The following is an 11,656-nucleotide window of genomic DNA, read 5'->3' as shown; positions in this document are numbered from 1 at the left end:
GGCCATCATCGACAGGTTGGCAAGAAGAAATGAGACCATATTGAATTTGAGAAAGCACTTCTTGATGAGATAATTTCGACATATAAAACTCCTTGAGATAAGAACCATTTTGGAATAAGGAATGCCTAAAATTTTGACTTCTCGTATTATATGAAAAGAAAACTCCATTTTAAATAGATTTTTGAAGTGGATTTTTAAAAGTGTGATCTAGGTCTCATTTTTGAGGTAAGAAAGGGGAAAGATGAAGTAAAAGCGGTCAAATAGCGACCTAAACTTGAAAAATCAGTTTCAGATCTATATATCTTGCATAGAAATATCATAGGATATTTCTATGCAAATAATCTGAAATTTTTGGCGTAAAAACAGATCCGTCTTTTGCTCCAAATTGGTAATGGTTTGAGCTGCCACAAATTTTGCTTTTTCTGCGGTTGCCTCTGTTGCAGAAATAACACCTTGCTCAACTTTATCAAATAAGCGAATATCGTCCCAACCATTTGCCACATTTAAGGTAAGATCTTGCACGCGACTTAAAATCGCACCTGCTTTACCCTCAACTTCTTCCAATTTATCTAATCCTGCAAAAGCATCTTTAACCCAACCTTTTTTGGCAAAAACTACCACACCACCTGAAACCGCAATTTGCACACCTTTGTTTTCAGCACTATCCACCGCTCCACGAATAATTTTCTGCAATTCTTCTGCGTGTGAAAGATTTTCCTTGCCTAAAAATGCATTGGCTAAGCGAGAACCTGCACTTTTTAAACCCCACCCCATCAGGTTTAATTGAGCATTTAATTTTGCCCTCTTAATAGTTTTTTCTACAATCGTAGTCCCTTCAACAGGAAGAGCAATCACTTGCCCTGTTAACGTACCAAATTGATTACGGTTAGCCTCCGACAAAGAACTGTCTATTTTTTGGGCTAATTCCGTTGCGTCAAGCTGATATTCTTGTGCAATTTCATTGATCTTATTCTTGTAAAAACCTTCTACCGTTTTGCCTCTTTTCTCAAGATGTTTTTCTAATGCTACTTGATTGGTTGCAAGGCTTTCAATCGTGCTAATAATGGTATTTGCCGTGTCGATTTTCTCTTGCCCACTTTCCCAAATATCAGGATATTGGTCAAAACGGAATTTCAGCCACTGATCAATCGGTTGATGGCGACCGTTAGCCAAATAATCATCTAGAAAGGCATTGATGGTTTGAAAAGTGTTTTTCTTCGCCTCATCATTGGCAAAAAGTGTATTTTCTGCTTTTTCTGCCAATGCGTTTTGGGTTTCATCTTGTTTAAGATTGTTGAAGAGTTGGTCGATATGCTCTACTTGAGAGGTAATTTGGTTGTCTTGCATAAAAATAGCCTCGAACATGAGAAATTCGGGCTATTTTAGAAAAGTTTTCTACACGGTTAATTCGCAAAGAAGGGAATTTTGAAAAATTTCTACAAATTTTAACCGCTTACTTTTTCTATAACACCTGGCTCACATACCACTGATTCAACAACACCCCCGCATTTACTGCGACATTCAATCCGCTGGCAAGAGGGTTATTTACAGAAAGTTGCACTGTAGTATCTTCGCTGTATTCAATATGGTTAGAAACCACTTCGCTTAATACAAATACTACTTTTTTCGCTAATTTTACTTTGGAGAATGAAGGCACTTGTTTGTGACGAGTAAGATGCACGATTTGATAGCCCGATTGGCGTAATTGTTGCAGGGCAATCTGTTTATTTTTAGTTTCAAGTGTATGGACGAATTCCAAACCACCTTCGGCAACGCGGGCTGCAGAGCTTGAGTTTAAGCATTCTCCATTTTCACTAATAATACCTTTCACACCGTAGAAAGCACAGGTACGGACGATACCACCGATGTTTTGGGCGTTGTTTACGCCATCTAATAATACAAGGCAATCTTGGGTATGTGCTAATTGTAAGTAACCTTCTAAACTGTAAGTGCGGTTTTTCTTCACAAGCAAACAAACATCACCGTGGTGCTCTGAACCTGTCACTTTTTCCATCTCTTCACGAGAAACGATGTGATAGGCTTTTTTGTGCTCGGCAAGATAGCTCAATATATCGCCTACTTTTTTCGCCCCTTCCACCGTTGCCCAAAGGCGAACAATTGAAGTTGGGCGTTGTTCGAATAGGGTTAAACAGCTATTTTCGCCATAAATTTTCATCTCTTCCGCACGGTTTTTCTTGATTTTTTCTGGTGCTCGAGGCGAAAGCGGTCCCGTTTTTTTCTCTTTTTGCAAAAAAGCAGATTGTTTCACATTAATTGTTACCTGCCCTTGCCCGTTGACTTTGCGTGCTTCGGTTGGGTAAATGTTTTCTGGCGTGATACGCTGATTTTGGCGAGAAAGCGACAGTTTGCCTCTTGACGGTTTTTGCAGGCGATCAGTTAAACATTCTTGAGATCGTTCATTACGTTTAAAACTTTTTTCTTCAGTGGTTTTGAATTTTGGCGTGCGTTCATTAAATACAGGTTTCATCATCGGTTTCCATATAAGAGATAAAATTTGCCGAATTATAGCAAAGTTAGCCTAAATACACTGATATATTTTGATCTTTTACCGATATTCAGTAAAATCGTTCCCCTTTAAATTTTCATAAAAATTCACGTTTTGAAAATTTTTTACACTTTTTTGAACTATTGCCAAAAACGATACACTAAAACGGTGAAAGAGATGGCGATGATTAAAATAAATCGATTATATATTTAGGAGTCCGCAAATTGAGCGAACAAATCACCGACCAAGAATTAGTTGAAAAAGCACAACAAGGTGATAAAAAAGCATTTAACTTATTGGTAGTCCGCTATCAAAATCGCGTAGCTGGTTTACTTACTCGTTATGTTTCCCGTGATGATATTCCTGACATTGTGCAAGAATCTTTCATCAAGGCTTATCGTTCTTTAGCTTCATTTAGAGGCGAAAGTGCATTTTATACTTGGCTTTATCGTATTGCGGTAAACACGGCAAAAAATCATTTAACTGCATTAGGTCGTAGACCGCCAAAAGAAGATATTTTGGCAGAAGATGCGGAAAGTTATGATGCTGGCACGCAGTTGCGTGAAGCTGACACCCCTGAAAATTTAGTTTTATCGAATGAGTTAAAACGGGTGGTGTTTGAAACGATTGAAAATCTGCCTGAAGAATTAAAAATAGCAATCACGCTTCGTGAAATCGAAGGATTAAGTTATGAAGAGATTGCTGAAGTGATGAGTTGCCCTGTCGGTACAGTACGTTCGCGTATTTTCCGTGCAAGGGAAGCGATTGATGCCAAAATTCAACCGCTTATGGCAGCCTAACCTTTTTTAGTGTTGAAAAACACATCTATTTCAAGTTAATTGGAGTTTTTTTATGCAACAAAAAGAGATCTTGTCAGCTTATATGGACGGGCAAGCGAATGACATAGAGTTTGCCAATACGCTCACAAACAGCCCTGAATTAAAAGCAAAATGGGCAAGCTATCATACGATTCGCAACGTGATGCAAGGCGAAGAGGTGTTACTCGGTGCAGACTTCTCTGCCAAAATGGAAGCCTTACTTGAGAACGAAACCATCGAATCTACGCAAGAGAAACCTCGTGGTTTAATGGTGAAACTTAAACGTTGGGCAACCCCAATTATGCAAGCTGGGATTGCAGCATCTGTTTGCTTAGTTGCACTCGTAGGTGTGAATATGATGAACAGCACAGATGAAGTGGCTCAAACTGAACCTGCGTTGCAAACAATGCCATTTAGCAATGCAGTTCAAGCGGTAAGTTACAACGCACCAAGTAAAGATTTAGTTACCCCAGAAAAACTTGAGCAACAACAACGCCGTTTAGATTCACTATTGCAAAATTATGAAATCCAACGCCGTACTCAAAATGTGACTTTAACCGATGAAGAAAAAGCGAAAACGCAAACCTCTTCAACCACAACAGAAAAACATTTACAAAAATAATTCAGGTAATAAATAAATTCTGCCACTCATATATACTTATATGAGTGGCTTTATTTTTGCCCAATTGTGTCGCTTAATTATCTGCAAGCGGTAACTTTTTGCGATTTTTTTACAAATTTTTGGTAAAATTCTACCGCTTATGCCTCAATGTTTATAAGAATGAAAAAGGCTAATATGAAAAAAATTATTTTATTCTGTCTCACATTTCTTTTTGTTTTGCCTGTGAAAGCAGAGCTGACCCATCCAATTGATCTGCTCAATGCAATGATGGAAGCACATAAAAATCGCAACTATGAACTCCATTATATTCTCCAACACAGTGATAATATCAAATCGATGAAATATCATCACGCACTGGAAAATAATCACGAATTTGCTCAGCTATTAAGCCTTGATAACGCTTACGAAACTATCTTGCTACGCAATAATGCAATTAGCTATTTAGGCTTTAATTTCACCCCATTTAGTTTAAAAGGCACAAAAATTTTAGATGCCTTACCTGCGGTTTTTCACGCCAATTTTAACGAGCTAAACCATTACGATTTCGTGCCATTGGGTAAATCACGCGTGGCAGATCGCATCGCGAATGTAATTAAAATCGTGCCTTCCGACGATACTCGTTTTAGTTACACACTTTGGATTGATGAACAAAATTATCTGTTGCTTAAAAGTGAACTGTTCGATAATCAAAACACACTGTTAGAACAATTTAGAGTGATTGAACAACGCGTAAATGACCAGTTCGACAACCTGATCCCGCAACTGAAAACGATGCTATTGCCGCCTGTGAATACGCAAAACAGTTTGGTAAATACACCGCTTGCATGGCAGGTGAATTGGTTACCCGTTGGCTTTAAACCTATCTCCAGCTCTCGCCAAGTAATTCCCGTTGGACAGGGTCAGGAAGAGGTCGAAAGTCAACTTTTTAGCGATGGGCTCTCAACCTTTACTGTCTATCTGCGTTCGCAAGGTGATGAAGCGTTCAACGACCAATTCGCTCGCCAAGAAAAATTGATTTTATTCACCCATGTACTTGATAATCGTGAAGTGGTGGTAATTGGTGATATTCCAATGAGCGTGGCAGAACGCATCGCACAAAGTGTAGTATTTCAACAATAAGGAGTGCAATATGATGATTGAAAAAGCCATGGTGCTGAGCTACGAAAACGGCAAAGCCTTAGTGCAATGTTATGCCAAAAGTGGCTGTGGTGGTTGTGCCGCACAAAATCATTGTGGAAGTAAAGCTTTATCAGGCTTATCTGGCGAAAAAACTGCACCACGCTTTGAAATTAAAGTTGACCAAACCTTAAAAGCAGGCGATCAAATCCAGCTCGGTTTGGCAGAAAATACGCTTTTAATAAGCGTGTTTTGGGTTTATTGCGTGCCTTTAATGGTACTTATTGGATCAACACTCCTTTTTTCTGCTCTTTTTAGCAACGAACTTCTGGTCGCAAGTGGTGTAATTTTTTTAACCGCTTGCAGCTTTTGGGCGGTGAAACTGGTTACTGCCCATCAACCATTAACAAAATTTACCCCGATTTTCTTAGGCAAAAGTAACACTTTCGGGGCAGGAGACTAAACAACAATGGAAAAAATTTGGTTTGATAATTACCCACCTAACGCAGAAAAAACGATTGATGTAACGAAATATGAATCTCTCGTAGAGATGTTTGAAGCAGCCGTAAAACGCCATCCTGATATGCCTGCTTATATCAATATGGGGCAAGTTTTAACCTTCCGCAAATTAGAAGAACGTAGCCGTGCTTTTGCTGCTTACTTACAAAATGAATTGCGTTTAGAAAAAGGTGATCGAGTCGCATTAATGATGCCAAACCTGTTGCAATACCCGATTGCCTTATTTGGTGCATTGCGTGCAGGTTTAGTGATCGTAAACGTTAATCCACTTTACACACCACGCGAATTAGAACACCAACTCAACGACAGCGGTGCGAAAGTGATTGTCATCGTCTCTAACTTTGCCGCCACACTCGAAAAAGTGGTCTTCAATACCCAAGTAGAGCACGTGATTTTAACCCGTATGGGCGATCAGCTCTCGTTTGGAAAACGTACACTTGTGAATTTTGTGGTGAAATACATCAAAAAACTCGTGCCAAAATATAAGTTACCACACGCAGTCAGTTTCCGCGAGGCCTTGAGTATCGGCAAACAGCGTCAATATGTAAAACCAAATTTAGAGAGTAGCGACCTTGCTTTCTTACAATATACAGGCGGCACAACGGGCGTAGCAAAAGGTGCAATGCTCACACACGCCAATATGGTTGCCAATGTATTCCAAGCCAAATGGGTGGCAGAGCCATTATTAAAAGATGCTAAAGTTCGCGTGGCTGCCATCCCGTTGCCGATGTACCACGTGTTTGCCTTGTCGGTAAACTGCTTACTCTTTATCGAATTAGGCGTAACGGGCTTATTGATTACCAACCCCCGTGATATTCCTAGTTTTGTCAAAGAGCTGAAAAAACAGCGTATTGTGGCACTTTGTGGCGTGAACACGCTGTTCAATGCCCTCCTGAATAATGAACATTTCAAAGAGGTAGACTTCTCGGCACTGCGTTTAAGCGTTGGAGGCGGAGCAGCTATTCAAGGGGCTGTCGCAAAACGCTGGTTTGAAACCACTGGTTGTCACATTATTGAAGGCTATGGAATGACTGAATGTTCACCATTGATTGCTGCTTCTCGTTGGGATTCTACCGAACATACGGGCTCTATTGGTGTGCCTGTGCCGAATACGGATATTCGCATTATGGACGACACAGGCAATGAGGTGCCAATAGGTGAACGTGGAGAACTTTGGGTAAAAGGTCCACAAGTGATGAAAGGTTATTGGAACCGCCCAGAAGATACCGCCGAAGTCTTGCATGATGGCTGGATGGCAACAGGTGATATTGTCGAGATGGGGCAAGATCTCAACTTACGCATTGTCGATCGCAAAAAAGATATGATCATCGTATCAGGCTTTAATGTCTACCCAAACGAGATCGAAGATGTAGTTGCACATAACCCGAAAGTGAATGAGGTAGTTGCCGTCGGTGTACCCCACCCTGTTTCTGGCGAAATTATCAAAATTTTTGTCACCAAAAAAGATGAAAGCTTAACCCGTGAAGAGTTGCGTTCTTACTGTCGCCGATTCCTCACAGGTTATAAAATCCCGAAAGAGATTGAATTCAGGGATGAATTACCAAAAACCAACGTGGGTAAAATCTTACGTCGCGTGCTCCGCGATGAAGAAATTGCCAAGCTAAATATCAAATCCTAGACAAATCCAGAAAGGAGAATGAAGATGAAAATTGTTGAAGTAAAACACCCGCTTGTACGCCATAAATTAGGCTTGATGCGTGCTGCTGAAATCAGCACCAAAGACTTTCGCCAACTTGCTACCGAAGTTGGCAGCCTTTTAACCTATGAAGCAACCAAAGATTTAGAAACTGAAAAAGTAGAAATAGATGGTTGGTGCGGTAAAGTAGAGGTAGACCGCATTAAAGGTAAAAAAGTCACTGTGGTGCCAATTTTACGTGCAGGCTTAGGGATGATGGATGGCGTGTTAGAACACATCCCAAGTGCACGTATTAGCGTGGTGGGTATCTACCGTGATGAAGAAACCTTAAAACCTGTACCATACTTCAAAAAATTGGCAAACGATGTAGAAGAACGCTTAGCTATCGTGGTTGACCCAATGTTAGCCACAGGTGGGTCAATGATCGCTACCCTCGATTTACTTAAAAATGCTGGCTGTAAACACATTAAAGTGTTAGTACTTGTTGCCGCTCCTGAAGGTATTGAAGCCTTAAAAGCAAAGCATCCAGACATTGAACTTTACACGGCATCAATCGACAGCCACTTAAACGAACACGGCTACATCGTGCCTGGTTTAGGGGATGCGGGTGATAAGATTTTTGGGACGAAATAATTTACATTAAAAAGCAACCAAAATGGGGGCTAGAACCTTATAATAAGGCTCTAGCCTTTTTACATAGAATAACGCATCAAGGAACATTATGAGCAAACAAGGCAAACCTTTTATTCTGCATAGTCCATTCAAACCCTCTGGCGATCAGCCTTCGGCGATTGCCAAATTAACCGAAGGGCTAAATGATGGCTTAGCACATCAAACTCTGTTGGGGGTAACGGGTTCGGGTAAAACCTTTACCATTGCCAACGTGATTGCCCAGTTGAACCGCCCCGCAATGTTACTTGCACCGAATAAAACCCTTGCCGCTCAACTTTATGCGGAAATGAAAGCCTTTTTCCCCGAAAATGCGGTGGAATACTTCGTTTCTTACTACGATTATTACCAGCCAGAAGCCTATGTGCCAAGCAGCGATACTTTTATCGAAAAAGATGCTTCGATCAATGAACAAATTGAACAGATGCGACTTTCTGCTACTAAATCTTTCCTTGAACGTCGCGATACTATTGTAGTGGCTTCCGTTTCTGCTATTTACGGCTTAGGAGATGTAGGGGCTTATATGCAGATGATGTTGCATCTGCAAGTGGGCGATATTATCAACCAACGCACCATTCTTTCCCGCCTTGCTGAGCTGCAATATACCCGAAACGATCAAGCCTTCCAGCGTTCAACCTTCCGTGTTCGCGGTGAGGTGATTGATATTTTCCCTGCGGAATCAGACGAGGTCGCTTTACGAGTAGAGCTGTTTGACGACGAGATTGAAAATCTTTCCCTGTTCGATCCGCTCACGGGGCATAGTTTGGGGCGTGTGCCACGTTACACCATCTACCCGAAAACACACTATGTAACGCCTCGAGAACGCATTTTAGAAGCAATTGAGCAGATCAAAGAAGAGTTAGTGGAACGTCGCGAATACTTCATCAAAGAGAATAAATTGCTGGAAGAGCAGCGCATTACCCAGCGCACCCAGTTTGATATCGAAATGATGAATGAACTCGGTTATTGCTCGGGTATTGAAAACTACTCCCGCTATCTCTCGGGTAGAAAAGAGGGCGAACCACCACCAACCTTATTTGATTATATGCCAGCAGACGGTATTTTGGTGATTGATGAATCGCACGTTACTGTGCCACAAATTGGCGGTATGTATCGTGGCGACCGAGCACGAAAAGAAACGCTCGTGCAATACGGTTTCCGGCTACCTTCAGCACTGGATAACCGCCCGCTCAAATTTGAAGAGTTTGAACAGCTCTCTCCACAAACTATTTACGTTTCTGCGACTCCTGGGGCTTATGAATTAGAGAAAAATCCTGATGTGGTGGATCAAGTGGTGCGCCCAACGGGCTTACTTGATCCGATTATCGAAGTGCGCCCAGTAGCAACCCAAGTAGACGATTTACTTTCTGAAATTCACAAACGAGTAGCGGTGGACGAACGAGTTTTGGTTACCACTCTCACAAAAAAAATGGCGGAAGATTTAACCGATTATTTGGACGAACACGGCGTACGTGTGCGTTATTTGCATAGCGACATCGACACCGTCGAGCGGGTGGAAATTATCCACGATTTGCGAATGGGAATGTTCGATGTGCTAGTTGGGATCAACTTATTACGAGAAGGCTTGGATATGCCAGAAGTCTCGCTGGTGGCGATTTTAGATGCTGACAAAGAGGGCTTCTTGCGTTCCGAACGTTCGCTTATCCAAACCATCGGACGTGCCGCACGTAACCTCAACGGCAAGGCGATTCTCTATGGCGACCGCATCACCAACTCGATGCAAAAAGCGATTACCGAAACTGAACGTCGCCGCGAGAAACAGATGAAATACAACGAAGAACGCGGCATCGTCCCACAAGCGTTAAACAAAAAAGTGGGAGAACTGCTCGACATCGGTCAAACCGACAAACCAAAACGCGGCAAAAAATCTGCAAAAGTTTCCGAAAATTCCACCGCTTCCTACACACCTAAATCACGTAAGGAACTGGAAAAAGAACTCAAACAGCTCGAACAACAAATGCGAGATTTCGCGAAGGATCTTGAGTTTGAAAAAGCGGCTGCAGTGAGGGATAAGATTGGACAGATTAAGGTGTATTTATTGGAGATTTAATATATAAGTCTCAAAGGCGTTTCATTTTTGAGAATTATTTTCATCAAAGTGTGATATACATCACTTTTTATCTGAAAAAGCTAGGGTAATATGTAATTGCTCTCTTATAAAAAAGAGCAAATGCAATATGGATTGTCATAAAAGAGATTTATTATGAAAACGTTAAATACACAAGAAGTTGCATTGGTTAGTGGTGGAATGTCTAATGCTGCTTGGATGGTTATGGGTTGGGTATTAGGTGAAATCATATATGATCCTATAAGTGCCGCAGCAAAAGATCATTATGAGGGATTAAATCAAGGTTTAGTAAATAACTTCAAACATGATCCAAGCTCAGTTTACCATCGCTTTAATTCTAATGGAGATTTATAATTAAATAACTAGATAGCAGCATATATTTATATGCTGCTATGTTAATATAAAAGGAGTTTATATGAAGAATATAAAAGCTAAAGTAGTTTATGTTCTTGCAGTAGGTGCTATATTTTCATTTTCTTCTTCTTTTATTTATCCATTAATTCCTATTGAAATAAATAAATATATAATGGATTTTATGTTGGGTATTATTATACTAATAGTAACTCGCATGCTTAGAATTAAACTCTGATCTCTGGCTGATGCTAAGAGTCTTATATTTTATTCGCAAGCAGGCACTTCCTTCGAAAATTTTGCGAAATAGTAAAAGAGTTGCTAACATTTATTTTTCAAAATGTTAACAACTCTTTTGTATACTATGCCTTTATTTTAATACCACTTTAAAGAGTTGATGCTAAAGATTTAATATATTCTTTAAATTCTTTACCAAATTTATCATGACGTAAACTGTATTCTGTAAATGCTTGCATATAACCAAGTTTATCACCACAATCAAATGTTTTACCAGTCATATGGAATGCTTCAACGGTTTCTTGTTCAATTAACATATCAATCGCATCAGTTAATTGAATTTCATCACCTACACCTGCTGGTGTTTTTTCTAATAGATCCCAAATTGCGGATGAAAATACATAACGACCTACTACCGCAAGGTTAGATGGGGCTTCTTCTTTTGATGGTTTCTCTACCATTTTAACAATTTCAGCTGAACCACCCACTGGAATTTCAACACCATTACAATCTGCAACACCATAGCTGCTTACTTCATCCATTGGCACTGGTGCCACCATAATTTGGCTATGCCCTGTTTCATTAAAGCGTTTGATCATTGCCGCCAAGTTTTCCATTTTTTGATTAGCACTGAACTCTGCTAAAATCACATCTGGCAAAACTACCGCAAAAGGCTCATTACCGACTACTGCTCGACCACATAAAACAGCGTGTCCTAAACCTTTAGCATTTCCCTGACGAACATGCATAATGGTAACATCTTTCGGGCAAATAGAGCGTACTTCTTCAAGTAATTGACGCTTAACACGCTTTTCTAACATCGTTTCTAATTCAAACGACGTATCAAAATGGTTTTCGATGGCATTTTTTGAAGAATGAGTCACTAAAACGATCTCTTTAATACCTGCCGCCACACATTCATTGACGATATATTGGATTAATGGTTTATCTGCAACGGTAAGCATTTCTTTGGGAATAGCTTTCGTTGCGGGTAGCATACGAGTTCCTAAACCTGCAACAGGGATAATTACTTTCATTTTTATTCCTTTGTTTATATAAAAAAACCACTTAC

Annotated in this window: 12 protein-coding genes and 1 pseudogene; 9 read left to right on the top strand and 4 right to left on the bottom strand. The window is 40.3% G+C overall.

Annotated elements, in window-relative coordinates; all coding sequences use genetic code 11:
- The 3 genes and pseudogenes from QMF79_RS05975 to QMF79_RS05965 all read right to left on the bottom strand — a co-directional run.
- A pseudogene (locus QMF79_RS05975) lies at positions 1–82 on the bottom strand (N-acetylmannosamine-6-phosphate 2-epimerase); the annotation flags it as partial.
- Positions 83–294: 212 nt separating this feature from the next.
- Entirely contained in the window at positions 295–1,347 is a 1,053-nt protein-coding gene (locus tag QMF79_RS05970) for a hypothetical protein (RefSeq protein ID WP_281773104.1), read from the bottom strand.
- 115 nt (positions 1,348–1,462) lie between these two features.
- Entirely contained in the window at positions 1,463–2,488 is a 1,026-nt protein-coding gene (locus tag QMF79_RS05965) for a TrmH family RNA methyltransferase (protein WP_281773106.1), read from the bottom strand.
- 242 nt (positions 2,489–2,730) lie between these two features.
- Between QMF79_RS05965 and rpoE the strand changes: the two genes are divergently transcribed.
- The 9 genes from rpoE to QMF79_RS05920 all read left to right on the top strand — a co-directional run bounded on the left by rpoE (position 2,731) and on the right by QMF79_RS05920 (position 10,585).
- Positions 2,731–3,306, top strand: coding sequence for an RNA polymerase sigma factor RpoE (gene rpoE / locus QMF79_RS05960; RefSeq protein ID WP_281773103.1), 576 nt, complete (start codon positions 2,731–2,733; stop codon positions 3,304–3,306).
- 52 nt (positions 3,307–3,358) lie between these two features.
- Positions 3,359–3,946 (top strand): sigma-E factor negative regulatory protein, encoded by a 588-nt coding sequence (locus QMF79_RS05955; protein WP_281773102.1) that lies wholly within the window; start codon positions 3,359–3,361, stop codon positions 3,944–3,946.
- Positions 3,947–4,120: 174 nt separating this feature from the next.
- Entirely contained in the window at positions 4,121–5,065 is a 945-nt protein-coding gene (locus QMF79_RS05950) for a MucB/RseB C-terminal domain-containing protein (RefSeq protein ID WP_281773101.1), read from the top strand.
- A 10-nt stretch (positions 5,066–5,075) separates the two neighbouring features.
- A complete protein-coding gene (locus QMF79_RS05945) occupies positions 5,076–5,525 on the top strand; it encodes a SoxR reducing system RseC family protein (RefSeq protein WP_281773100.1) in 450 nt (149 codons plus the stop codon).
- 6 nt (positions 5,526–5,531) lie between these two features.
- The gene (gene fadD / locus QMF79_RS05940; RefSeq protein WP_281773099.1) at positions 5,532–7,220 is read left to right on the top strand and encodes a long-chain-fatty-acid--CoA ligase FadD; all 1,689 of its coding nucleotides are present in this window, start codon (positions 5,532–5,534) and stop codon (positions 7,218–7,220) included.
- 24 nt (positions 7,221–7,244) lie between these two features.
- Positions 7,245–7,871 carry a uracil phosphoribosyltransferase gene (gene upp, locus QMF79_RS05935; protein ID WP_281773098.1) on the top strand — a complete coding sequence of 209 codons (627 nt, stop codon included), beginning with the start codon at positions 7,245–7,247 and terminating at the stop codon, positions 7,869–7,871.
- Positions 7,872–7,959: 88 nt separating this feature from the next.
- Positions 7,960–9,978, top strand: a complete 2,019-nt coding sequence (gene uvrB, locus QMF79_RS05930; RefSeq protein WP_281773097.1) for an excinuclease ABC subunit UvrB — start codon at positions 7,960–7,962, stop codon at positions 9,976–9,978.
- 153 nt (positions 9,979–10,131) lie between these two features.
- Positions 10,132–10,350: a hypothetical protein gene (locus QMF79_RS05925; RefSeq protein ID WP_281773096.1), complete on the top strand. Its 219-nt coding sequence runs from the start codon at positions 10,132–10,134 to the stop codon at positions 10,348–10,350.
- Between the two features lie 61 nt (positions 10,351–10,411).
- Positions 10,412–10,585: a hypothetical protein gene (locus QMF79_RS05920; RefSeq protein ID WP_181874570.1), complete on the top strand. Its 174-nt coding sequence runs from the start codon at positions 10,412–10,414 to the stop codon at positions 10,583–10,585.
- 148 nt (positions 10,586–10,733) lie between these two features.
- On the opposite strand, the gene galU is transcribed toward QMF79_RS05920, so the two are convergent.
- The gene (gene galU, locus QMF79_RS05915; RefSeq protein ID WP_111427284.1) at positions 10,734–11,621 is read right to left on the bottom strand and encodes a UTP--glucose-1-phosphate uridylyltransferase GalU; all 888 of its coding nucleotides are present in this window, start codon (positions 11,619–11,621) and stop codon (positions 10,734–10,736) included.
- Between the last annotated feature and the right edge of the window lie 35 nt (positions 11,622–11,656).

Source organism: Pseudohaemophilus parahaemolyticus (assembly GCF_938021905.1).
Classification (GTDB): domain Bacteria; phylum Pseudomonadota; class Gammaproteobacteria; order Enterobacterales; family Pasteurellaceae; genus Haemophilus_A; species Haemophilus_A parahaemolyticus_B.
Note: the sequence above shows the minus strand (reverse complement) of the source record. Positions and strands in the feature narration are given on the sequence as shown.